Here is a 21,885-nt window from a genome sequence, read left to right as displayed (position 1 = left end):
TTTGGGCGCCGTCGGACCGCTCGACAGGGAACGCCCTGGTCACCCCCGGTCCCGGGCCGAAGGACCCGGGCGGGCACCACCACGATCTTGTAGCGTGAGCCTCGTGGCCCGCAGCGTCTACCTGACCAGCGTGGGGTCCGGCGGGGGTAAGTCGACCATCGCCCTCGGCCTCGCGGAACTCCTCTCCCGACAGGTCGAGCGGATCGGCGTGTTCCGGCCGCTCGTCGCCGGCACCGAACCCGACCCGATCCTCGCCCTGCTCACCGACCGTTACCGGATCGACCTGCCGCAGGACGCCCTGACCGGCGCCACGTACGCCGAGGCGAGCGCGCTGGTCGCCGACGGGCGTCGGGAGGAGCTGATCTCCCGGATCGTCGAGCGGTACCGGGACCTGGAACGGCGCTGCCCGGCGGTGGTCGTGGTGGGCAGCGACTTCGCCGACGGCGGGGAGGGCGCGGGCCCCCGGGAACTGGCCTTCAACGCCCGGCTCGCCACCGAGTTCGGCAGCGTGGTGGTGCCGGTGCTCGACGGCTTCGGGCAGTCGCCGGAGACGGTCGCGGCGGCGGCGCGCGGGGCGTACCACGACCTGGACGACCTGGGCGCGACGGTGCTGGCGGTGATCGCCAACCGGGTTCACGAGCCGATGAGGCTGCCCGAGCTGCCCGTCCCCGCGTACGCCATCCCGGAGGTGCCGGCCGTGTCGGCGCCGACGGTGGCCGAGGTGGCGACGGCGCTCGGCGCCACCCTGCTGGCCGGGGACGACGCCGCGCTCGGCCGGGACGTGCTCGACTACGTGGTCGGCGCGGCGCACGTGCCCACCCTGCTCGGCCACCTGACCGAGGGCGCGTTGGTGATCACCCCCGGCGACCGGGCGGACCTGCTGGTCGCGGCGAGCGCCGCGCACGTCGCCGGGCAGGTCTCCGTGGCCGGGGTGGTGCTCACCCTCGGGGAGCAGCCCGACCCGCGGGCGATGCGGCTGGTCGACGGGCTCAACACCGGTCTCGCCGTGCTCTCGGTGACCAGTGACAGCTACGACACGGTGGCCGCGTCCAGCCGGATCGAGGGCCGGCCCAGCCCGGCCAACCCGCGCAAGGTCGAGGCGGCGCTCGGCGCGTTCGAGCGGAACGTGGACACCGTCGACCTGGCCCGCCGGTTGCGGGTCACCCGATCGGCCCGGGTCACCCCGCTGATGTTCGAGTACGACCTGATCGACCGGGCCCGGGCCACCCGCCGACGGCTGGTGCTGCCGGAGGGGACCGAGGAGCGCATCCTGCGCGCGGCGGAGATCCTGCTCCGTCGGGGCGTGGCCGACCTGACCCTGCTCGGTCGTCCCGACGACGTCGCCCGCCGGATCCGGGAACTCGGCATCGACATCACCGGCGCGGACGTGGTGGATCCGATCGCCAGCGGATGGCGCGACGAGTTCGCCGAGGAGTACGCGAAGCTGCGCGCCCACCGGGGTCTCACCGTGGAGCTGGCGCACGACATCGTGGCCCAGCCCAACTACTTCGGCACGATGATGGTGGCGACCGGGCACGCCGACGGCATGGTCTCCGGGGCCACCCACACCACCGCGGCGACCATCCGCCCCGCCTTCGAGATCATCCGGACCGTCCCGGGGGTCTCGGTGGCCTCCAGCGTCTTCTTCATGCTGCTGGCCGACCGGGTGCTGGTCTACGGCGACTGCGCGGTCAACCCCGACCCGGACGCCGCCCAGCTCGCCGACATCGCCATCTCCTCGGCGGACACCGCGGCCCGCTTCGGCATCGAGCCACGGGTGGCGATGCTGTCGTACTCGACCGGCGACTCGGGCTTCGGCGCGGACGTGGAGAAGGTCGCGGCGGCCACCGAGCTGGTCCGCGAGCGCCGGCCGGATCTGCTGGTCGAGGGCCCCATCCAGTACGACGCGGCGATCGACCCGCAGGTCGCGGCGACGAAGCTGCCCGACAGCGCGGTGGCGGGGCGGGCGACGGTGTTCATCTTCCCGGACCTGAACACCGGCAACAACACGTACAAGGCGGTGCAGCGCTCGGCGGGGGCGGTGGCGGTCGGCCCGGTGATGCAGGGCCTGCGCCGGCCGGTGAACGACCTGTCCCGGGGCGCGACCGTCGCCGACATCGTCAACACCGTGGCGATCACGGCCATCCAGGCGGCCGGATCGCCGGAGGAGGACTCGTGACCGACCGCGTGCTGGTGCTCAACTGCGGCTCGTCGTCGGTGAAGTACCGGCTCTACGACGGCGAGACCGTGCGCGACAAGGGCACCGTGGAGCGGGTCGGCGAGCCCGGTGGCGGGCCGGCCGACCACGCCACCGCGGTCCGGGAGATCATCGACCGGGTCGACCTCGCCGGGCTGGGTGCGGTGGGGCACCGGGTGGTGCACGGCGGACGCCGGTTCAGCCGGCCGGTGCTCATCGACGACGCGGTCTTCGCCGCCATCGAGGAACTCGTCCCGCTCGCGCCGCTGCACAACCCGGCGAACCTGGCCGGGATCGAGGTCGCCCGAGCGGCCCTGCCGGACGTGCCGCAGGTCGCCGTCTTCGACACCGCCTTCCACCACACCCTGCCCGAGGCCGCCGCCACGTACGCGATCGACCGGGACACCGCCGAGCGGTACGGCATCCGCCGGTACGGCTTCCACGGCACCTCGCACGCGTACGTCTCGAAGCGCACCGCCGAGCTGCTGGAGCGGCCGTACGAGCAGCTGCGCACCATCACCCTGCATCTGGGGAACGGGGCGAGCGCCTGTGCGGTCGACGGCGGCCGCAGCGTGGCCACCTCGATGGGGATGTCACCGCTGGAGGGCCTGGTGATGGGCACCCGCAGCGGTGACCTGGACCCGACCGTCATCTTCCACCTGCGCCGCGAGGGCGGGATGGGGGTGGACGAGATCGACGACCTGCTCAACCACCGCAGCGGGCTGCTCGGGCTGACCGGTGTCAACGACATGCGCGAGGTGCAGGCCCGGCAGGAGGCCGGGGACCCGGCCGCCACGCTGGCACTGGAGGTCTACTGCCGCCGGATCACCGGCTACGTCGGCGCGTACTACGCGCTGCTGGGCCGGGTGGACGCGGTCACCTTCACCGCCGGGGTGGGCGAGCACTCCCCCGAGGTCCGGGCCGCCGCGCTGGCCGGGCTGGAGCGCCTCGGCATCGCCGTCGACCCGGCGCGCAACGCCGGCAGCGGGGACCGGGTCATCTCGCCGGACGACGCCGAGGTCGCCGTCTGCGTCATCGGCACCGACGAGGAGCGGGAGATCGCCCGGGAGACCCGGGCGGTGGTCGACGCCGGCCGCTGAGCGCCGCCGGAGGTCAGCTCAGGGCCAGCCAGGTGGCCACGGCGACCAGCAGCACGGCGACCACGCCAACGCCCACCGCCAGCGGCAGCCGGGACGGCCCCTGCCCGACGGCGGCGGAGTCCGGGGAGTGTGCGAAGGCACGGAACTGCTCGGTGTTGCCGCTCGGGTCCACGTACTCGTCAGACATGCCGGAGACCCTAGCGAAACCGCGCACCCCGCACCGCCCCCGAGGTACCGAGCGTGACGCCTGCGATCCGTAGCGGTGGCGCAGACCGGCCGAGTGGCGGACGCCACCGGTCCGGACGGCCGGCACCGGCCGCACCGGGCGTACGGCAGGGGTCACGGTGCGTCCGACGATCCCCGGGCGGCCCGTCGGGGCGGGCACAATCGGTGCCATGTCCCGTCGCCGTGCCCCGGTCCCGCTCGTCGCCGTCCTGCTCACCGTCGGCCTGCTCACCGCCGGCCCGGTCGGCTGCTCGGCCGCGCCCGCCCCGACAGCCCGCCCGGCCGCCCCGGCGCAGTCCCCGACGGCCACCGTCCCGGCGCCGCGCGTCCCCACCGGCAGCGCGCCGACGGAGGCGTTCGCGGTCGGCGTACGCCAGTTGAAGCTGAACCGGGGCGGCGACCGGCCCCTGCCGGTGACCCTCTGGTACCCGGCCCGGGGCGACGCCGGCGGCACGCCGCAGCGCGGGGCGACGGTGGCGGCCGGCCGGTTCCCGGTGGTGATGTTCAGCCACGGTCTGGGCGGCCGGCCGGAGGACTACGCGGCGCTGCTGACCCGGTGGGCGGCGGCCGGGTTCATGATCGCCGCGCCCACCTTCCCGCACACCAGCCGGGGCACCGACAGCAACGTGCTCGACGTGCTGAACCAGCCCGCCGACGTCTCGTACGCCCTGGACGCGGTGCTGGCGCTGGACGGAAAGGCCGGTGACCCGCTGCGTGGCCGGCTGGCCACCGACCGGGTGGCGGCGGCCGGGCACTCGGCCGGCGGGGTGACCACGATCGGGCTCTTCACCGCCGGCCGCGACGAGCGCCTGGACGCCGGGGTGGTCTTCGCCGGCACCGGTCTGGGGGTCGGCACGGCCTTCGCCGGGGCCGCCGCGCCGCAGCTCTTCGTGCACGGCCAGGCCGACGAGGTGGTCGAGTACGCGGCCGGCAAGGCGGTCTACGACGCGGTGCCGTGGCCGAAGGCGATGCTCAGCCTGCCGAAGGGCGACCACGGCCGGGCGCTGCTCGGCGACGGCGCCGCCCTGCGGGTGGTCTCCGACACCACGGTGGAGTTCCTCCGCTGGACCCTGTACGGCGACGCGAAGGCCAAGGCCCGCATCGCCGCCGACGCCACCCGCGACGACATCGCCACCCTCGACAACCGCCTCTGACCCCTCCCCACCCCACCGCGGGACGCACTTTCGGAGAAAGAGTGGCTGTTCCGCGCCGGATAGCCACTCTTTCTCCGAAAGTGCGCGGGTGGGGCGAGGTCAGGCGGTGTGGTCGATGACGACCTTGCCGAAGACGTCGCCGGAGTGCAGGCGGGTGAAGGCGTCCTCGACCTTCGAGAACGGCACGACGCTGTCCACCACGGGGTGGATCTCGTGTTCGGCGCAGAAGCCCAGCAGCTCGGTCAGCTCGTCCGGGGTGCCCATCGAGGTGCCCAGGATCTCCAGCTGCATGGCGAAGACCCGGCGCAGGTTGACCGTTGGCTCGTGCCCGGCGGTCGCGCCGGAGACCACGATCCGGGCCATCGGGGCGGCGGACTTCAACGAGTGGTCGAAGGTGGCCGCGCCGACCGTCTCGATCACCACGTCGACCCGCTCGGGCAGCCGTGCGCCGGGCTCCAGCGCGGTCGCCCCCAGCTCGGTGATCCGCTCCCGCTTGCCGGCGTCCCGGCTGGTCGCGTAGACCCGCTTGCCGAGCGCGACGCCGAGGGCGACGGCGGCGGTGGCGACGCCACCGCCGGCCCCCTGGACCAGCACCGACTCGCCCTCGTCCACCCGGCCCTTGGTGGTGAGCATCCGCCACGCGGTGAGCCAGGCGGTGGGCAGGCAGGCCGCGTCGGTCGCCGAGAGGCCCGCCGGCAGCGGCAGCAGGTTCATCCGGGGTACGGCCACCCGCTCGGCCAGGGTCCCGGGGAAGTGCTCGGAGAGGATGGAGACGCCCCGCGGATCGCCCGGGGTGGGCACCACCGGGTAGATGACCACCTGGCGGCCCTCGGGGTCGGTGCCGACGGCGTCGCAGCCCAGGATCATCGGGAGCTGGTCGGCGGAGAGGCCCACCCCGCGCAGCGACCAGATGTCGTGGTGGTTGAGCGAGCTGGCCCGCACCTGCACGGTGACCCAGTCGGAGTCCGGGTGGGCCGGCTCGGGACGGTCGCCGACGCCGAGCGCGGCGAGCGGGTTGTCGGCGTCGAAGCGGGAGGCATAGGCGGCACGCATGATCGGCACCGTAACAAGGGAAACGATCGTTAAGAAGGCCCCGGGCCGTGACGACCCGGGGCCTTTCTCACACGGTCAGGCGCGGGCGACGCCGTCGCGCCGGGCCGCCTCGGCCACCGCCTCCGCCACCGCCGGGGCGACCCGGGGGTCGAGCGGGGAGGGCACGATCGCGTCGGCGGTGAGCGACTCGGCCACCACCGAGGCGATCGCGTCGGCGGCGGCCACCTTCATCCCGTCGGTGATCCGGGTGGCCCGGGCGTCCAGCGCGCCCCGGAACACGCCGGGGAAGGCCAGCACGTTGTTGATCTGGTTGGGGTAGTCGCTGCGGCCGGTGGCCACCACCGCGACGTGCCGGGCCGCCACCTCGGGGTGCACCTCGGGGTTGGGGTTGGCCAGCGCGAAGACGATGCCGCCCGGGGCCATCCCGGCCACCGCCTCCTCGGGGATCTGCCCGCCGGAGACGCCGATCAGCACGTCCGCGCCGCGCAGCGCCTCGGTGACGTCACCCTGACGGCCCTCGGCGTTGGTCGTCTCGGCGAGGTGCGCCTTGGTCTCGGTCAGGTCGGGACGGTGCCGGCCGATGATGCCCTTCGAGTCGCAGACCACCACCTGCTCCGGGTTCACGCCCCCGGCGACCAGCATCGCGGTGACCGCGACCCCGGCCGCGCCGGCTCCGCTGACCACCACCCGCAGGTCGCCGAGCTTGCGGTTGAGCAGGGTCGCCGCGTTGCGCAGCGCGGCCAGCACGACGATCGCGGTGCCGTGCTGGTCGTCGTGGAAGACCGGGATCGGCAGCGCCTCGTCCAGCCGGCGCTCGACCTCGAAGCAGCGCGGGGCGCTGATGTCCTCCAGGTTGATGCCCCCGAAGGAGGGGGCGAGCGCCTTCACCGTCGCCACGATCTCGTCCACGTCCTGGGTGTCCAGGCAGATCGGTACCGCGTCCACGCCGGCGAACTGCTTGAACAGCACCGCCTTGCCCTCCATCACCGGCAGCGCGGCACGGGGGCCGATGTTGCCCAGCCCGAGTACGGCGGAGCCGTCGGTGACGACCGCGACGGTGTGCGACACCCAGGTGTAGTCGTCGGCGAGGGCGGGGTCGGCGGCGATGGCCTCGCAGACCCGGGCCACGCCCGGGGTGTACGCGAGGGAGAGGTCCTCCCGGCTGGTCAGCGGAACCGTCGAGGTGACGGCCATCTTGCCGCCGACGTGCAACCGGAAGACAGGATCAGCGGGATCCACGGTGGACGCAGACATGGTGACTCCAGGATCTGTCGAGCAGACGGAGCGGCCGGCGCGGGCGCGAGGTGAGGCGTCGGACGGCGGCACGCGGTGCGGGGGGTCACCCGGGCACTTTCCGAGCATAGTCACGTGACGGGCGCTCGGATGTGAGCAGGGTCATAACGGCCGGCGGGACACCCGGCCGGGGCGGGGCCAGTAGCGCAGCACCACCCGGCCCAGCACGTCGGCCACGCCGTACGCCCGGGAGTCGTCGGTCACCAGGTCGTTGTCCCCGCGTACCCACCAACCGCCGTCCTGCGGGCGGACGGCGCGCTTGACCACCAGCAGCTCCGGGCGGGTGCGGAAGACCGCGACCACGACGTCGCCGGGGCGGGCCGGGCGGCCACCGACCCGGACCAGGACGGCGTCGCCGTGGCGCAGCGTGGGCGACATGGACGGGCCGGTCACCCCGACGGCGGTCAGCGGCCGGCGCAACCGCGCCCCGGGACCGTCTCGGTCGACCGCCATCAGGTTTCCCCTCCGCCCCTGTCGGGGACGTCTTCAGGAGTAATGTCGGCTTGGATCATCGCAAACATCCCGTGGAGGACTCTGATGCGACTTCCCCGCATCCTTTCGCCCCGTCTGACCGCCAGCGCGCACTGCGACCTGCCGTGCGGCGTCTACGACCCGGCGCAGGCCCGGATCGAGGCCGAGTCGGTGAAGGCGATCTGCGAGAAGTACCAGGCCAACACCGACCCGGAGTTCCGCACCCGCGCCATCCTGATCAAGGAGCAGCGCGCCGACCTGGTCAAGCACCACCTGTGGGTGCTGTGGACCGACTACTTCAAGCCGGCCCACTTCGAGAAGTACCCGCACCTGCACCAGCTCTTCAACGAGGCCACCAAGCTGGCCGGCGCGGCCGGCGCCAAGGGCGGCACCGACCCGTCCAAGGCCGACGAGCTGCTCCAGAAGATCGACGAGATCTCGAAGATCTTCTGGGAGACCAAGAAGGCGTGACCCTGGCTCCCCAGCCGCCGTCGATCCGGCCGGCACGTCCCGAGGACGTGCCGGCCGTCGTCGCGATGGTGCACGAACTCGCCGAGTACGAGCGCGCCCCCGAGCAGTGCCATCTCACCGAGGGGCAACTGCACGCCGCGCTCTTCGGGCCGTCACCCGCGCTCTTCGGGCACGTCGCGGTGGACGCCGACGACCGGCCGCTCGGCTTCGCCCTGTGGTTCCTCAACTTCTCCACCTGGGAGGGCGTGCACGGCGTCTACCTGGAGGACCTGTACGTGCGTCCCGAGGCGCGGGGCACCGGGGCCGGCCGGGCGCTGCTCGCCACCCTGGCCGCGCTCTGCGTCGAGCGTGGCTACCGGCGGCTCGACTGGTGGATGATCCACTGGAATCCGGCCGCCCGCTTCTACGCCTCCATCGGCGCGGAGCAGATGCGGGAGTGGTTGCCGTACCGGCTGACCGGGCCGGCTCTGCACGCCCTCGCCGGGCAGGCGCGGACGGCACCCGCCCGGCCGGACGTCTGAGGGGGTAGAGTCCCCGACCGGGGGGATGAGGCGTGACTCAACTGACCGGCCAGCCGACGACCGACGACGACGTCGTGCACCTCACCGTGCCCGCCGACGGCGGATACCTCGGCGTGCTCCGTACCGCGACGGCGGGGCTCGCGGCCCGTCTCCAGTTCGCCCTCGACGAGATCGAGGACCTGCGCATCGCGGTGGACGAGGCGTGCGCGATGCTGCTCGCCATCGCCACCCGCGACGCCGAGCTGGAGTGCCGCTTCGCGGTCACCGAGGACGCGCTCACCGTCGAGGTGACGGTGCCGACCGTTCGCGGCGCGACGTTGCCCTCGGAGTCCTCGTTCGCCTGGAAGGTGCTCACCGCGCTGACCACCGCGGCCTCGGCGCACGCCGCCGACGGGCGGGCCACCATCTCGCTGCTGACCCGCCGCTCCGGCTACTGACCGGCTCCCGGCCTCCCGGCCGGCAGGGTCACCCGGAGCCCGGCGTCACTCGAAGCCCAGGGCCCGCGTCGTGGGCGGGCTGAGCAGCAGCGCGCAGACCCCGACGCCGAGCGCCATCAGCGGTACGCCCAGCCAGCCCATGCCGGCCTGGAGCATGAACCAGCCGACGGGCAGCAGCATCAGTTCGAGGACCATCGCGGGCGCCCGCGCGCCGGCGCGACGACGGGCCAGCGCCCCGCCGAGGGCCCAGAGCGCGGCGGCGCCGGCGATCGCGAACCCGGTCACGAAGAGTGCCGACACCAGGTCGGTCTTGGTGGCGGTCAGGTCGGCCCAGATCAGCCAGCCGGCGAGCAGCGCAAGGGCGACCGCCTCGGCCCGCAGCAGCCGTACCGCCCAGCGGAGGGTGTCCGGCGCGGCGTCGGAGTCGATGGTCACGCGGGCCACGATACCGGTGGGCGGTCGCGGTACAGTGCCGCCCATGCGGGCCGTCCTGGTGGTCAATCCGAAGGCCACCACCACCAGCGAACGCAGCCGGGACGTCCTGGTCCGGGCGCTGCGCAGCGAAGTAGACCTGTCGGTGCGGTACACCCGCCGGCGGGGTCACGCCACCGACCTGGCGCGGGAGGCGGCCGAGGAGGGGGTCGACGTCGTCGTCACCCTCGGTGGTGACGGCACGGTCAACGAGGTGGTGAACGGCCTGATGGCGGCCGAGCCACCGACCTTCCGCACCGACGGTACGCCCGCCGAGCGGCTGCCCGCGCTGGCGACCGTGCCGGGTGGCTCGACGAACGTCTTCGCCCGCGCCCTGGGCCTGCCCCGGGACTGGCCGGAGGGCACCAGCATGATCCTCGAGGGGCTGCGGCTGGGCCGCTCCCGGACGATCGGGCTGGGCCGGGCCGACGACCGCTACTTCACCTTCTGCGCCGGCTTCGGCGTGGACGCGGCGGTGATCCACCGGGTGGAGCAGGCCCGTAAGCGGGGTCGGGTCTCCACGCCGGCGCTCTACTTCCGCGCCACGCTGAGCCAGTACTTCCTCGACTCGGACCGCCGGCACCCGGCGATCTCGCTGGAGCGTCCGGGCGAGCCGGCCGAGGGCGAGTTGGCGACGGTCATCATCCAGAACTGCGCCCCGTGGACGTACCTGGGCGAGCGGGAGATCAACCCGAATCCGGAGGCGTCCTTCGACCTCGGCCTCGATGTCATGGCGCTGCGTCAGCTCCGCGTGGCCAGTACGACACGGACAGTGACGCAATTCCTCTCCCGGGATCCGGATCCGCACGGCAAGCAGGTGCTGCGGCTGCACGACGTGGCTGAGTTCACGCTGGTCAGCGCCCGCCCGCAGGCGTTCCAACTCGACGGCGACTACCTTGGCGTGCGGGAGAAAGTCAGATTCACATCCGTTCCCGCTGCACTGAGAGTAATCTGCTAGGTCTCGGGTAACGCCCTAGGTCGGCGGTCGTTACACCGCACGACGGCGGTGGCCGCCAGGATGAGGGGTGGTGCCGGAAATGTCAGCAATGTCACGCGGACTGTACTATATTGATCCTCGACTGTGGTACGCCGGGTAACCAGGGACGCCTCAAACCCGGACAAAAGGGTCGTGAGCTTGCTCACCGTGCGGAGTTTTTCCTCGCGTCACCCTTGACATCGACAGAGTTCGTGAAAGTATTCACAAGCGAACTTGAGTTACCGGGACATTGCCTGGATATGCTCGGCAGGTTGAGCCTTTCCAGCAGGTCGCGGGACTGAACGAGCCTGCTCACGCACTGCTGAATAGTCGGACGCGAACCGTCACGACCGGCACTGCGGATGCATATAAGGAAAAGCAACAGCGTTATCTGCCGCCCATCTCAGAATGAGGAGTGTTGCCGCCATGGACTGGCGCCACGATGCCGTCTGCCGCGACGAGGACCCGGAGCTGTTCTTCCCGATCGGGACGTCCGGTCCGGCCCTCCTGCAGGTGGAGCAGGCGAAGGCCGTCTGCCGGCGCTGCCCGGTGACCGACCACTGCCTCCAGTGGGCGCTGGAGTCCGGTCAGGACGCCGGCGTCTGGGGCGGGATGAGCGAGGAGGAGCGTCGCGCGGTGAAGCGCCGCGGCGGGCTCCGGGTGCTGCGCGCTCACTCCGCCTGACCGACCACACACACAGCCGTACGCCCCGGCCGGGTCCGCCCCGCCGGGGCGTTCTGCTGTCCGCACACCGTCCCCCTACCCCGCCACCCCGGTTTCGATCATGGTGGCGGCCCCCGTCACACCGGCGTCGCCGCGTCCACCCGGCGCAACACCAGGTCGGCCAACTCCGGGGCGTCGGTCAACGGCCCGCTGACCGCCACCGCCCCGGCCGCCCGCGCCGCCGACACCACCCCGTCGTGGAAGAGCCCCGGCGCCAGGAAGTACGCCGCCACGGCCACCCGCCGGGCCCCCGCCGCCCGTAACCGGGCCACCGCCACGGCCGCCGTCGGCGGGGCCGCCGAGGCGTACGACACGGTGCAGGACAGCCCGAACTCGGCGGCCAGCGCCACGGCGACCCGCCCCACCGAGCCCCGCGCCCGGGCGTCCCGGGTCCCCGCCGCCGCCAGCACCAGCGCGTCGACGCCGCCCGGCTCCGCCTCCGCCAACCGCCGGCGCAGCCCGGCCAGCAGCCCGGCGTCGACCGTCCCGTCCGCCGGCCCGAGCACGTCGGTCACCCGTACCGCCAGCTCCGGGGCCGTCTCGCGGGCCGCCGCCACCGCTGCCGGGACGTCCACCCGCCGGTGGTACGCGGCGGTGAGCAGCAGCGGCACGACCACCGCCTCGGCGTGCCCGTCCGCCGCGAGCGCGCGCAGCACCTCCGTCGGCCCCGGGTCGGTGTGGTCCAGCCAACTCGGCAGCACCCGGGTGCCGGGGCGGGCGGCCTCGACGGCCCGGGCCAGCGCCCGGGTGGCCGCCGCCGCCCGGGGGTCCCGGCTGCCGTGCGCCACCAGCACCACCGGCGTACCGCCGGGCGAGCCGGACCCCGACGGCGGCGCGGGTCGCCCGGAGCCGGACCGGCCGACGAGCGGCTGCCCGGCCCCGGGCCGGCTCGGCGTGGGCGGGCCCGGCGTGGGCGGGCCCGGCGTGGGCGTGGCGCGGCCGGCAGCGGACGTGGCCGGCGCGGACCGGCCGGCAGCGGACGTGCTTCCGGTGGCCGGCGCGGGATCACCCGCGCCGGCCACCGGAGAGGTGTCCGGCCCGGTCAGACGTGCAGGCCGCACTCGGTCTTCTCGAACATCGCCCAGCGGCCGGCCCGCGGGTCCTCCCCCGCCTTGGTGCGCCGGGTGCAGGGCCAGCAGCCGATCGAGCCGTAGCCGCGGCTGAACAGCTCGTTGACCGGGATGTCGTACCGGGAGATGTAGCCGTCGACGTCGGCCTGGGTCCAGGCCGCGATCGGGTTGACCTTCACCTTGCCGCGCCGCGCGTCGAAGGTCACCACCGGCGTGTTCGCCCGGGTCGGCGACTCGTCCCGGCGCAGCCCGGCGGCCCAGGCGTCGTACCCGGCCAGGGCCCGCTCCAGCGGCTCCACCTTGCGCAGCTGGCAGCAGTCGTCGGGCGAGCGGTTGAACAGCCGGGGACCGTACTCGCCGTCCTGCTGCCCGACGGTCAGCCGGGGCCGGATCGAACGCACGTTCACCGGCAGCCGGCGGGCCACCTCGTCGCGGACCCGCAACGTCTCCGGGAAGTGCAGGCCGGTGTCGAGGAAGACCACGTCCACCCCCGGGGCGACCCGGGAGACCAGGTGCGCCAGCACGGCGTCCGCCATCGAACTGGTCACGCAGAACCGGTCGCCGAAGGTCTCGGCCGCCCAGCGGGCGATCTCCAACGCTGGGGCGCCCTCCAGCTCACGGCCGGCCGTCTCGGCCAGCACGCGCAGCTCCTCCGGGTCGCGCCGGTCCGGCTCGGCCGACGTCGGGGCGCCGGGCCCCACCAGTCGCAGGTTCGCTGCGGAGACGAGGTTCATCCGGGCCGGCCTCTCGTTCGTGACTGCGGGGCTCGCCAGTTCACTTCGCGCGCTCACCGGAGCACCACCGCGCCGAGCAGGCCGGTGAACTTCACCGTGAAGACGCGGGCGCAGGCGTGGCACTCCCAGGCGCCGTGCCCGGCCTCGCTCGGCCGCAGGTCCTCCTCCCCGCAGTACGGGCAGTAGAGAGGTGCGGAACGGGCATCACTCATCGGAGCTCCTCCTCGTCGACCCTGATCACCCAGTTGGCGAACGTCTCACCGTCGGTCCGGCTCGCCAGGTAGCGGCGGGCCAGTCGTTCCACGTACTCCGGCAGCTCGTCGGCGGTGGTCTTCAGGCCGCGCAGCTTGCGCCCGAAGCCGGCGGTCTGCCCCTCCGCCATGCCGAGGCCGCCGCCGAGGTGCACCTGGAAGCCCTCCACCTGGCGGCCGTCCGGACCGACCACCAGCTGCCCCTTCAGGCCGATGTCGGCGACCTGGGTACGGGCGCAGGCGTTCGGGCAGCCGTTGAGGTGGATGGAGATGTCGGCGTCGAAGTCGCGCAGCCGCTCCTCCAGCCGGGCCACCAGCTCCTCGCCGCGCCGCTTGGTCTCGACGATGGCGAGCTTGCAGAACTCGATGCCAGTGCAGGCCATGGTGCCGCGTCGCCAGGCCGACGGCCGGGCCTCCAGGCCGATCCCGCGCAGCGCGTCGACCAGGGACTCCGTCCGCTCCGGCGGCACGTCGAGGACCAGCAGCTTCTGGTACGGGGTGAGCCGCACCCGACCGCTGCCGTGCGCCTCGGCCAGGTCGGCGAGCCGGGCGAGCTGCGCGCCCGAGACCCGCCCGACGACCGGGGCGGCGCCGACGTAGTGGCGGCCGTCGCGCTGCCGGTGCACGCCGATGTGGTCGACCGGCTTGCTCGGCAGCTCCGGGGCGGGCCCGTCGAGCAGGGTCCGGCCCAGGTACTCCTTCTCCAGCACCTCGCGGAACTTCTCCACGCCCCAGTCGGCGACCAGGAACTTCAGCCGGGCCCGGTTGCGCAGCCGGCGGTAGCCGAAGTCGCGGAAGATGCCGACCACGCCGGCCCAGACGTCCGGCACCTCGGCCAACGGCACCCAGACACCGAGCCGCTTGGCCAGCATCGGGTTGGTGGCGAGGCCGCCGCCGACCCAGACGTCGAAGCCGGGGCCGTGCTCCGGGTGGTCCACCCCGAGGAAGGCGATGTCGTTCGCCTCGTACGGGGTGTCGACCAGCCAGGAGATCGAGGTCTTGAACTTGCGGGGCAGGTTGGAGAACTGCTTGTCGCCGACGTACCGGCTGACGATCTCGTCGACGGCCGGCGTCGGGTCGACCAGTTCGGCCTCGGCCACCCCGGCGACCGGGCTGCCCAGCACGACGCGCGGGCAGTCGCCGCACGCCTCGGTGGTCTGCAGGCCGACCGACTCCAGCCGGCGCCAGATCTCCGGCACGTCCTCGACCCGGATCCAGTGGTACTGGATGTTCTGCCGGTCGGTGATGTCGGCGGTGTCCCGGGCGAACTCGCGGGAGATGTCGGCGACCACCCGCAGCTGGGCCAGGGTCAGCTCACCGCCGTCGACCCGGACCCGGAGCATGAAGTACTCGTCCTCCAGCTCGTGCGGTTCCAGCACGGCCGTACGGCCGCCGTCGATGCCCGCCTTGCGCTGGGTGTAGAGGCCCCACCAGCGGAACCGGCCGCGCAGGTCCTGCGGGTCGATGGAGGAGAAGCCGCGGTGGGCGTAGATGGTCTCGATCCGGGCCCGCACGTTCAGCGGGTCGTCGTCCTTCTTGATCCGCTCGTTGGCGTTGAGCGGCTCGCGGTGGCCCAGCGCCCACTGCCCCTCGCCACGGGGGCGGCGAGGCGCCCGCGCGGGCGGGGTGTCGGGGCGGGCCGAGGTGCTGGTGACCGCCATCGCGGCGTCCTCCGTTGTCTGCTGTGCCTCGGTGAGTGCGCGGGCGCGGCGGCCGACCCGTGGGGACGGGCCGAGGACAACGGTGTCAGAACGGCCGGCGCGGACTACGCGCCCGAGACAGGTGGGTCGGGCGTCGTCAGTGGGCCGGACAGATCGCGCTGCGCACGCGGCCGTAGTCGACGTGGCGACGGGCCACGAAGCGGCGGACGACAGCGGCGGTCATGCGCTCATGCTGCCACACGCCGACAGGCCCGGCCAACGACCGCGTGCGGCATCCCACATCACGGGCGACGCCCCCCGACCCATCGAAGATCGACTCCGCGCTCCGCGCTCCGCGCCCCGCGCCCCGCGCCCCGCGCCCCGCGCCCCGCGCCCCGCGCCCCGCGCCCCGCGCCCCGCGCCCCGCGCCCCGCGCCCCGCGCCCCGCGCCAAGATCGTGCTGAATCACGGATGATGTAGTGGCATCCCCGCGCGGCCGAGGCCACTACATCCAGGATCAAGCGCGATCTTGCGAGCTGGCCCGCTACGACCACGGGCCACGAGCGGGTGTGGAAGGCTCGATCCGTGGGCGACATGTCCGTAAGGCGAGATCCGGCGGTCTCGGGTCGGGGGACGGAGTCGCTGGTGTGGCTCGTGCCGACCCTGGCCACCCTCGCCGTCGGGCTGGCCGGAATCGGTCGTGCGCAGCCGTGGCGGGACGAGCTGGCCACCTGGAGCGCCGCCATCCGGCCGCTGCCGGACCTGTTCCGGCTCACCGGCACGGTGGACGCCGCCACCGGGCCGTACTACCTGCTGCTGCACGGCTGGGTACGACTCGTCGGCGACTCGCCGACCGCGCTGCGGCTGCCCTCGGCGCTGGCCGTGGCGGCGGCGGCCGGGCTCACCGCCGTCCTCGGGCGACGGCTGTTCGGGGCACGCGCCGGCCTGCTCGCCGGACTGCTCCTCGCGGTGCTCCCCGGCACCTCCCGGTACGCCCAGGAGGCCCGCCCGTACGCCCTGGCCACCCTCTTCGCGGTGCTGGCCACCGTGCTGCTGGTGCGGGCGCTGGACCGCTCCGGTCGGGCCCGCTGGGCGGGTTACGCCGCCGCCGTGGTCGCGCTCGGCCTGACCCACCTGCTCGCCCTCACCGTGCTCGCCGCGCACGCCGTGGCGGTCCTGGCCGCCACACGGGCGGGGCCGGGTGCCGCGGCGGTGGCGGCGGCTGTGTCGCCGGAGGCAGGGGCCTCGGACGCCGTGGCGGACGGGCGGGACGGCCGGGTGGGCGACGCCCGGGACCGCCGGCCGGCGCTGCACTGGGTGCTCGCCCTGCTGCCGGCGCTGGTCGTGCTCACCCCGCTGCTGGTGCGCGCGCGGGGGCAGCGCTCCCGGCAGCTCGACTGGGTCGAGCCGGCCCGGCTCGCGGACCTGGCGGCGTTGCCGGGCGGTGTGGCGCAGAGCAGCGTGGTGGGGGGCCTGGTGGTCGGCCTCGCCGCGCTCGGCGCGGCCCGGGCGGGGCGGCGGGCGCTGCTGCCCGGCCTCTGCGTGCTGCTGCCGGTGCTGCTGGTCTTCGCCGCCGGGTTGGTGGTGCCGCTCTGGGTGCCGCGCTACCTGCTCTTCACCGTGCCGTTCGCCTGCGTGCTCGCCGGGGCGGCGCTGGCCGTCGCGCCGGCCACCCCGGACGCCGCCACCGGGTCGAAGCGGCAACTCGAGGCCATCCCCGCCACGCCGGACGCGGCCACCGGGTCGAAGCGGCAACTCGCGCCACCCGAGGCCACGCCGGTCACGTCGGGCACCGCCGCCCTGCTGTGGCAGCGACTCGCGCCCCCGGTCGCCGTGGTGGCGTTGGCGGGGCTGCTCGGCCTGCCCGAGCAGGCGTCGCTGCGGCAGACCCACGGCTGGCCGCGCAGCGCCACGGTCGACTACCGGGGCGCGGCGGAGATCGTCGGCGCGGGCCAGGAGGCCGGCGACGCCATCGTCTACTGGCCCCGGGACGGCTGGCTCTTCCTCGACCTCGGACTGGCGTACCACCTGGAGCAGCGGCCCCGGGACGTGCTGGTGGTCCGCGACCAGCGGCAACGCGCGGACTTCTGGGTCACCGAGTGCCCGCGCCCGACGGACTGCCTGGCCGGGGCCCGGCGGGTGTGGCTGGTACTGGCCGGCCGCCGACCGGACCCGCTGAAGGTGGTCCCCACCACGACCGGCGACGCTCTCCGCAACGACTACACGGTGACCCGGCTGTGGCACCGCCCCAACGTCACCGTCGCCCTGCTCACCCGCGCCTGAGCCGCCGGAGGATCTTGGTAGGAATCGACCCCTGGAGGGGCCTTTCCGTACCAAGATCCACGAGAAGCCGACCGGGGTCAGGTGGGCTGGCGGTCGCCGCCGCGGGCCAGGGGGACGACGAGGACGGCCTCGGTGCCGCCCTCGGCGCCGTTGCGCAGCTCGATGCTGCCGCGCAGCTCCCCGGTGGCCAGCGCCCGGACGATCTGCAACCCCAGCCGCCCACCGCGTTCGGCGTCGAACTCGGCCGGCAGGCCACGCCCGTTGTCGGCCACCGACACGTGCAACTGCTTGCGGAACCGGTGCGCGGTGACCACCACCTCCGGCTTCGCCGCACCCTCCGGGCCGGGGGACGCGCCGTCCTCACCGGCCGGCGGGAAGCCGTGCTCGACGGCGTTGAGCAGCAGTTCGTTGAGGACCATCACCAGCGAGGTGGCGATCTCGGCGGGGAGCACCCCGAAGCTTCCCCTGCGCCGCATGCCGACGCTCACCTCGGTCGCCGCGACCTCGGTGGCCGCACTGGCCACCCGGTCGACGATCCCGTCGAACTCGACCGCCTCGTCGCTGGACATGGAGAGGGTCTCGTGCACCAGGGCGATCGAGGCGACCCGGCGTACCGACTCCTCCAGGGCGACCCGGGCCTCGGGCATGGCGACCCGCCGGGCCTGCAGGCGCAGCAGCGCGGCGACGGTCTGGAGGTTGTTCTTCACCCGGTGGTGGATCTCCCGGATGGTGGCGTCCTTGGTGATCAGGGCGCGGTCGCGACGGCGTACCTCGGTGATGTCGCGGACCAGCACCAGCGCGCCGATCGGCACCCCGGCCGGCATCAGCGGCAGCGACCGGGTCAGCATGGTCGCGCCCCGGGCGTCGATCTCGCGCCGGGGCGGGGCCTCGCCGCGCAGCGCGGCGAGCACGCCGTTGGCCGCGTCGGTCCCTTCCAGGGGGTCGCTGGCCAGCCGACGGTGCAGCTTCGCCAGGTCCTCGCCGACCAGGTGCGAGGCGTAGCCCAGCCGCCGGTACGCCGACTGCGCGTTCGGGCTGGCGTAGGTGACCTTGCCGCCCGCGTCCAGGCGGACCAGACCGTCGCCCACCCGGGGGGCCGAGGTGGTCTCCCCCGGGTGGCGGGGCGGCGGGAAGGTGCCGTCGGCGATCATCTGGGCCAGGTCGTCGGCGGTGGTGAGGTAGTTCAGCTCCAGCTGGCTGGGCGTCCGGGCGGTGGAGAGGTTGGTGTCCCGGCCGACCACGGCGACCACCTCGCCGGCCTCGCCGTCGGCGGTGCGCAGCCGGACCGGGATCGCCTCGTGCCGGGCGGGCACGTCGCCGTACCAGACCGGGTCGCCCTCCCGCCAGATCCGCCCCTGCCGGTACGCCACCTCCAGGTGCGCCACCTCGGGCCCGCCGACGATCCGCCCCACCTGGTCGTCGAGGTACGCGGTGGGGGCGGTCGTCGGGCGTACCTGGGCGACGCAGAGGAACGTCCCGTCGCCGTCGACCGGCACCCAGAGCAGCAGGTCGGCGAAGGACAGGTCGGACAGCAGCTGCCAGTCGCCGGCGATCCGGTGCAGGTGGTCGATGTCGGCCGGGCGGAGCTGGGTGTGCTCCTCGGCGAGGTCGCGCAGCGTGGACACGCCTCACAGCGTGCCACGTTCCGGCTCACATCGTCGCGGTGACCTTCTTGAGCCCGCGCGGTGCGTCCGGGTCCTCGCCCCGGGCCAGCGCCAGGGCGAGCGCCAGCCGCTGCAACGGCAGGATGTCCAGCAGCGGGGCGTACCGCTCGTCGACCTCCGGGACGGCCATCCGGGTGGCGCCCTCGACCTCGGCGGAGCCGACCACCACCACGTCGGCGCGGCGCTCGCCGAGTCGGGGCAGCACCTCGCCCATGGACCGCCCGCCGGGGCCGGAGCCGACCACGGCCAGCACCGGCACGTCCGGGTCGGTCATGGCGAGCGGGCCGTGCAGCAGGTCCGCGCCGGAGAAGGCGAGCGCGGGCAGGTAGGAGGTCTCCATCAGCTTCAGCGCCGCCTCCCGGGCGGTCGGGTACGCGTACCCCCGGCCGGTGGTGACGAGCTGGCCGGCGAAGCGGTAGCGGGGTGCGAGCTGCGCCGGGGTGGGGTCGGCCAGGGTGCGCTCGGCCAGCTCGGGCAGGGCGTCCAGTGCGGCCCGCTCCTCGGCCGGCAGCGTCCCCTCGCCCGCGCGGATCCCCTCCACGAGCATCAACAGGGCGAGCAGTTCGGCGGTGTACGTCTTGGTGGCGGCGACCGCCCGCTCGTGCCCGGCGGCGATGTCGACGCTCAGCTCGGCGGCCTCGACCAGCGGCGAGTCGGGATTGTTGGTGACGGCGAGGGTGAGCGCGCCGGAGGCGCGGGCGGTGCGCAGCACCTCGGTCAGATCGGGGGAGCCGCCGCTCTGACTGACGCCGACGACCAGGGCGTCGGAGAGGTCGGGGCGGGCCCCGTAGATGGTGACCACGCTCGGCGAGGCGAGCCCGGCGGGCAGGCCGAGCCGGATCTCGGTGAGGTACGCGCCGTAGAGGGCGGCGTGGTCGGAGGTGCCCCGGGCGGTGAAGACGACGTGCCGGGGTCGGTGCCGGGCGACGGCCGCCGCGACGCGGGCGATCGGCTCGGCGTGCGCGGCGGAGAGCAACCGTGCGTAGCCGGCCGGCTGCTCGTCGATGTCTGCGGCCATGCCGGCCCCTGGGCGTGTCACGAAGGCTCCTCCCCTGCGCGGTTCCCGCGCGTTTGGTGATCAGTCTTGCACCATTAGGCGCATACGAGCAATCGAACGAGCAGCAATGAGCAGTCGATCACCAATATGCGGTCTCATCCCCTAGGCTTGCCCAGCCCCGGCAACCCACACCTGCGAGCGGAAGGCGAACGTGTCCGAGGACGATCCCGCGCTCTCCGCGGCGGAGGAACTCGCCCTCGCCCGGCTGGCCCTCGACGCCGGCGACCTGCCGCACGCCGCCGGCCATCTGGCCGCCGCGCTGGCTCAGACCCCGACGCTGCCCGAGGTGCACGAGACGCTGGCCCGGATCGCGGCGGCCTCCGGCGGCGACCTGGACCTCTTCCCGCTGGGCCAGCGGGCCTTCGTCGGGGCGGTGGTGGCCCGCGCCCACCTGCTCGCCGCCTCCGGCCGCCCGGCCGAGGGGCTCGACCTGCTGGTCGCCGCCACCGCGCACGCGCCCGGCACGGACTGGGCCGGGGTGCCCTGGGTGACCGCCCCCGAACTGGCCGGACGGCTCGACCCCGAGCGCATCGCCCGGATCCTCATGCAGGTCTGCGCGGCGGTGCCCGACCCGGTGCCCCGGGCCGGCCGTCCGCCGCTGTCGCCGTACCTCACGCTGGCCCGGCACGCCGTCGACGCGAACCCGCGGCACCCGCTGCTGCTCGGCGCGGCGTCCGCGCTGGCCCGGCGGCTCGGCGAGGTCGCCCTCGCCGTCACCTGGGCCAGCCGGGGGGTACGCGAGGAGCCGTCCAAACTCGGCGAGGTGTGGCTCGGGTACGCGTACCGCAGCGCCGGCCGGACCCGCGAGGCCCTCGCGGCCCTGGAGCGGGCGGTCGCCCACGACCCCGACGATCTCGCGGTGTACGCGGACATCGCCGGCACCCTGGCCGACACCGGCCGCCTCGACGAGGCCCTGGACTGGACCGACCGGGCGCTGGAGCGCGACCCGACCTTCGACTGCGCGGTGCACACCGCCCACCGGCTGCGCTTCCTGCGCGACGGCGACGTGGCGCACCTGATCGCGCTGGCCGACTTCGTCCGCGACCACCCGGACGACAGCCACGAGCACGGCGACCTCGCCGAGTGCTGCCGCAGCCGGCCCTGGCTGGGGCAGGTCACCCCGGCCGCCGGCGCGATGGTGGACGCGCTGCGCCGCTCGTCGGGCACCGACGGCGCACCCGGTACGGCGGTCCGCCTCACCGCCCCGGAGCCGCCCAGCGCGATGCGGGCCGGCGCGGCGGCGGGCCTCGACGTCGAGGTGACCGGGGTGGCCGAGCCGGATCCGCGCGAGCCCCGCCGGGCCACCACCTGCCAGCTCTGGCGCTACGAGGGCGGCACGGCCGCCCCGACCCTGCCGGCCCCGTCCGCCGACGCGGCGCAGCGGGTACGCCAGCTCGCCCACCCCGCCTGGCCCCACCCGCCGGCCGCGTACGACGCCGCGGTCGGGCTGGCCACCCTGGAGCTCGCGGACCTGCTGGGACTGTTGGTGCATCCGCCGGAGCCGCCCGACACCGCGCTGGGTCGGGTGCTCGGCGGGCAGGACCCCGCGCTCTGGGTGCGCTGCGTGCAGGTCTGGGCCTGTCTCGGGCTGCTGCACCACCGCACCGACGAGCCGTGGGCGTCCTCGACCCGACGCCGGGTGCTGGTCGAACTGGTCTGGGGCGTCGAGGACTGGATCACCGAGGCCGCGCTCTTCGCCCTGGTCACCGCCGCCTGGGTCGACCCCTCGGTACGCCCCGACGTGGCCGCGGTGGTGGCCGAACGCCTCGTCGACGTGGCCGAGGTGACCCGGGAACGGCCGGTGCCGATCGCGGTGTCGCTGGCGTACCTGGCGCTGGCCACTCCGGCGTTGGACCCGGCGACCACCGCCCTGGCCCACGCCCTGCTCGACGGCGCGACGGCGGTCTCCGGGCCCGGCCCACTGCGCCGCCTCTGGCAGCGCCTCACCGCCCTCTTCCACCGCCCCTGACCCCGCCACCCCTCCGCTGCCCGCACTTTCAGAGAAAGAGTGGCCATCCCACCCGGAATGGCCACTCTTTCTCTGAAAGTGTGCGGATCTTGGGGCGGGCGGGGCGGGCGGGGCGGGGCGGGGCG

21 protein-coding genes are annotated in these 21,885 nt (G+C 74.4%); 10 read left to right on the top strand and 11 right to left on the bottom strand.

The window, feature by feature from the left end; genetic code table 11:
* The first annotated feature begins 94 nt into the window (after positions 1 to 94).
* Both pta and ACPFP2_RS15000 read left to right on the top strand, forming a co-directional pair.
* A complete protein-coding gene (gene pta / locus ACPFP2_RS15005) occupies positions 95 to 2,179 on the top strand; it encodes a phosphate acetyltransferase (RefSeq protein WP_424089776.1) in 2,085 nt (694 codons plus the stop codon).
* A complete protein-coding gene (locus ACPFP2_RS15000; protein ID WP_424089775.1) occupies positions 2,176 to 3,297 on the top strand; it encodes an acetate/propionate family kinase in 1,122 nt (373 codons plus the stop codon). The genes pta and ACPFP2_RS15000 overlap by 4 nt, the downstream gene beginning before the upstream one ends.
* Before the next feature lie 13 nt (positions 3,298 to 3,310).
* On the opposite strand, the gene ACPFP2_RS14995 is transcribed toward ACPFP2_RS15000, so the two are convergent.
* A complete protein-coding gene (locus tag ACPFP2_RS14995) occupies positions 3,311 to 3,484 on the bottom strand; it encodes a hypothetical protein (RefSeq protein WP_424089774.1) in 174 nt (57 codons plus the stop codon).
* A gap of 208 nt (positions 3,485 to 3,692) precedes the next feature.
* Between ACPFP2_RS14995 and ACPFP2_RS14990 the strand changes: the two genes are divergently transcribed.
* Positions 3,693 to 4,676 carry an alpha/beta hydrolase family protein gene (locus tag ACPFP2_RS14990; protein WP_424089773.1) on the top strand — a complete coding sequence of 328 codons (984 nt, stop codon included), beginning with the start codon at positions 3,693 to 3,695 and terminating at the stop codon, positions 4,674 to 4,676.
* Positions 4,677 to 4,775: 99 nt separating this feature from the next.
* Here the strand turns inward: ACPFP2_RS14990 and ACPFP2_RS14985 are convergent, their stop codons facing one another.
* The 3 genes from ACPFP2_RS14985 to ACPFP2_RS14975 all read right to left on the bottom strand — a co-directional run bounded on the left by ACPFP2_RS14985 (position 4,776) and on the right by ACPFP2_RS14975 (position 7,475).
* Positions 4,776 to 5,738, bottom strand: a complete 963-nt coding sequence (locus ACPFP2_RS14985) for a zinc-binding dehydrogenase (protein WP_424089772.1) — start codon at positions 5,736 to 5,738, stop codon at positions 4,776 to 4,778.
* Between the two features lie 66 nt (positions 5,739 to 5,804).
* Entirely contained in the window at positions 5,805 to 6,983 is a 1,179-nt protein-coding gene (locus ACPFP2_RS14980) for an NAD(P)-dependent malic enzyme (RefSeq protein ID WP_424089771.1), read from the bottom strand.
* A gap of 141 nt (positions 6,984 to 7,124) precedes the next feature.
* Positions 7,125 to 7,475 (bottom strand): S24/S26 family peptidase, encoded by a 351-nt coding sequence (locus ACPFP2_RS14975; RefSeq protein WP_424089770.1) that lies wholly within the window; start codon positions 7,473 to 7,475, stop codon positions 7,125 to 7,127.
* A gap of 84 nt (positions 7,476 to 7,559) precedes the next feature.
* On the opposite strand from ACPFP2_RS14975, the gene sodN reads away from it, so the two are divergent.
* The 3 genes from sodN to ACPFP2_RS14960 all read left to right on the top strand — a co-directional run bounded on the left by sodN (position 7,560) and on the right by ACPFP2_RS14960 (position 8,922).
* Positions 7,560 to 7,964 carry a superoxide dismutase, Ni gene (gene sodN, locus ACPFP2_RS14970; protein ID WP_088975876.1) on the top strand — a complete coding sequence of 135 codons (405 nt, stop codon included), beginning with the start codon at positions 7,560 to 7,562 and terminating at the stop codon, positions 7,962 to 7,964.
* 65 nt (positions 7,965 to 8,029) lie between these two features.
* Positions 8,030 to 8,485, top strand: a complete 456-nt coding sequence (locus ACPFP2_RS14965) for an N-acetyltransferase family protein (protein ID WP_424089890.1) — start codon at positions 8,030 to 8,032, stop codon at positions 8,483 to 8,485.
* A 32-nt stretch (positions 8,486 to 8,517) separates the two neighbouring features.
* Positions 8,518 to 8,922 carry an ATP-binding protein gene (locus tag ACPFP2_RS14960; protein ID WP_424089769.1) on the top strand — a complete coding sequence of 135 codons (405 nt, stop codon included), beginning with the start codon at positions 8,518 to 8,520 and terminating at the stop codon, positions 8,920 to 8,922.
* 45 nt (positions 8,923 to 8,967) lie between these two features.
* Here the strand turns inward: ACPFP2_RS14960 and ACPFP2_RS14955 are convergent, their stop codons facing one another.
* Positions 8,968 to 9,357 (bottom strand): hypothetical protein, encoded by a 390-nt coding sequence (locus ACPFP2_RS14955; RefSeq protein WP_424089768.1) that lies wholly within the window; start codon positions 9,355 to 9,357, stop codon positions 8,968 to 8,970.
* A 43-nt stretch (positions 9,358 to 9,400) separates the two neighbouring features.
* Between ACPFP2_RS14955 and ACPFP2_RS14950 the strand changes: the two genes are divergently transcribed.
* Together ACPFP2_RS14950 and ACPFP2_RS14945 are read left to right on the top strand one after the other, a co-directional pair.
* The gene (locus ACPFP2_RS14950) at positions 9,401 to 10,351 is read left to right on the top strand and encodes a diacylglycerol/lipid kinase family protein (protein WP_424089767.1); all 951 of its coding nucleotides are present in this window, start codon (positions 9,401 to 9,403) and stop codon (positions 10,349 to 10,351) included.
* Positions 10,352 to 10,795: 444 nt separating this feature from the next.
* Positions 10,796 to 11,053, top strand: a complete 258-nt coding sequence (locus ACPFP2_RS14945; protein WP_088975879.1) for a WhiB family transcriptional regulator — start codon at positions 10,796 to 10,798, stop codon at positions 11,051 to 11,053.
* A 116-nt stretch (positions 11,054 to 11,169) separates the two neighbouring features.
* On the opposite strand, the gene ACPFP2_RS14940 is transcribed toward ACPFP2_RS14945, so the two are convergent.
* The 4 genes from ACPFP2_RS14940 to ACPFP2_RS14925 all read right to left on the bottom strand — a co-directional run bounded on the left by ACPFP2_RS14940 (position 11,170) and on the right by ACPFP2_RS14925 (position 14,808).
* On the bottom strand, positions 11,170 to 11,889 hold the full coding sequence (locus ACPFP2_RS14940) for a sirohydrochlorin chelatase (protein ID WP_424089766.1): 720 nt from the start codon (positions 11,887 to 11,889) through the stop codon (positions 11,170 to 11,172).
* Between the two features lie 245 nt (positions 11,890 to 12,134).
* A complete protein-coding gene (locus tag ACPFP2_RS14935) occupies positions 12,135 to 12,896 on the bottom strand; it encodes a phosphoadenylyl-sulfate reductase (RefSeq protein ID WP_424089889.1) in 762 nt (253 codons plus the stop codon).
* A gap of 53 nt (positions 12,897 to 12,949) precedes the next feature.
* Positions 12,950 to 13,108: a hypothetical protein gene (locus tag ACPFP2_RS14930; RefSeq protein ID WP_424089765.1), complete on the bottom strand. Its 159-nt coding sequence runs from the start codon at positions 13,106 to 13,108 to the stop codon at positions 12,950 to 12,952.
* Positions 13,105 to 14,808: a nitrite/sulfite reductase gene (locus tag ACPFP2_RS14925; protein WP_424089764.1), complete on the bottom strand. Its 1,704-nt coding sequence runs from the start codon at positions 14,806 to 14,808 to the stop codon at positions 13,105 to 13,107. The genes ACPFP2_RS14930 and ACPFP2_RS14925 overlap by 4 nt, the downstream gene beginning before the upstream one ends.
* A gap of 573 nt (positions 14,809 to 15,381) precedes the next feature.
* On the opposite strand from ACPFP2_RS14925, the gene ACPFP2_RS14920 reads away from it, so the two are divergent.
* Positions 15,382 to 17,070, top strand: coding sequence for a glycosyltransferase family 39 protein (locus ACPFP2_RS14920; protein ID WP_424089888.1), 1,689 nt, complete (start codon positions 15,382 to 15,384; stop codon positions 17,068 to 17,070).
* 77 nt (positions 17,071 to 17,147) lie between these two features.
* Here the strand turns inward: ACPFP2_RS14920 and ACPFP2_RS14915 are convergent, their stop codons facing one another.
* Both ACPFP2_RS14915 and ACPFP2_RS14910 read right to left on the bottom strand, forming a co-directional pair.
* Positions 17,148 to 18,695, bottom strand: coding sequence for a histidine kinase N-terminal domain-containing protein (locus ACPFP2_RS14915; RefSeq protein WP_424089763.1), 1,548 nt, complete (start codon positions 18,693 to 18,695; stop codon positions 17,148 to 17,150).
* 25 nt (positions 18,696 to 18,720) lie between these two features.
* A complete protein-coding gene (locus ACPFP2_RS14910; protein ID WP_424089887.1) occupies positions 18,721 to 19,752 on the bottom strand; it encodes an SIS domain-containing protein in 1,032 nt (343 codons plus the stop codon).
* A gap of 190 nt (positions 19,753 to 19,942) precedes the next feature.
* On the opposite strand from ACPFP2_RS14910, the gene ACPFP2_RS14905 reads away from it, so the two are divergent.
* Positions 19,943 to 21,760 carry a tetratricopeptide repeat protein gene (locus tag ACPFP2_RS14905; protein ID WP_424089762.1) on the top strand — a complete coding sequence of 606 codons (1,818 nt, stop codon included), beginning with the start codon at positions 19,943 to 19,945 and terminating at the stop codon, positions 21,758 to 21,760.
* The last annotated feature ends 125 nt before the right edge of the window (positions 21,761 to 21,885 follow it).

Origin of the sequence: Micromonospora citrea (assembly GCF_049629545.1) — a bacterium.
GTDB lineage: Bacteria > Actinomycetota > Actinomycetes > Mycobacteriales > Micromonosporaceae > Micromonospora > Micromonospora citrea_A.
The sequence above is the reverse complement of the archived record's forward strand: the minus strand, read 5'-3'. Positions and strand labels throughout refer to the sequence as shown.

Coding starts and splice junctions, on each gene's coding strand:
- ACPFP2_RS14965 (WP_424089890.1), top strand. CDS start 8,030: ATGGTGCACGAACTCGCCGAGTACGAGCGCGCCCCCGAGCAGTGCCAT.
- ACPFP2_RS14925 (WP_424089764.1), bottom strand. CDS start 14,808: ATGGCGGTCACCAGCACCTCGGCCCGCCCCGACACCCCGCCCGCGCGG.
- ACPFP2_RS14920 (WP_424089888.1), top strand. CDS start 15,382: ATGTCCGTAAGGCGAGATCCGGCGGTCTCGGGTCGGGGGACGGAGTCG.
- ACPFP2_RS14950 (WP_424089767.1), top strand. CDS start 9,401: ATGCGGGCCGTCCTGGTGGTCAATCCGAAGGCCACCACCACCAGCGAA.
- ACPFP2_RS14975 (WP_424089770.1), bottom strand. CDS start 7,475: ATGGCGGTCGACCGAGACGGTCCCGGGGCGCGGTTGCGCCGGCCGCTG.
- ACPFP2_RS14945 (WP_088975879.1), top strand. CDS start 10,796: ATGGACTGGCGCCACGATGCCGTCTGCCGCGACGAGGACCCGGAGCTG.
- ACPFP2_RS14910 (WP_424089887.1), bottom strand. CDS start 19,752: ATGGCCGCAGACATCGACGAGCAGCCGGCCGGCTACGCACGGTTGCTC.
- ACPFP2_RS14990 (WP_424089773.1), top strand. CDS start 3,693: ATGTCCCGTCGCCGTGCCCCGGTCCCGCTCGTCGCCGTCCTGCTCACC.
- sodN (WP_088975876.1), top strand. CDS start 7,560: ATGCGACTTCCCCGCATCCTTTCGCCCCGTCTGACCGCCAGCGCGCAC.
- ACPFP2_RS14930 (WP_424089765.1), bottom strand. CDS start 13,108: ATGAGTGATGCCCGTTCCGCACCTCTCTACTGCCCGTACTGCGGGGAG.
- ACPFP2_RS14935 (WP_424089889.1), bottom strand. CDS start 12,896: ATGAACCTCGTCTCCGCAGCGAACCTGCGACTGGTGGGGCCCGGCGCC.
- ACPFP2_RS14980 (WP_424089771.1), bottom strand. CDS start 6,983: ATGTCTGCGTCCACCGTGGATCCCGCTGATCCTGTCTTCCGGTTGCAC.
- ACPFP2_RS14995 (WP_424089774.1), bottom strand. CDS start 3,484: ATGTCTGACGAGTACGTGGACCCGAGCGGCAACACCGAGCAGTTCCGT.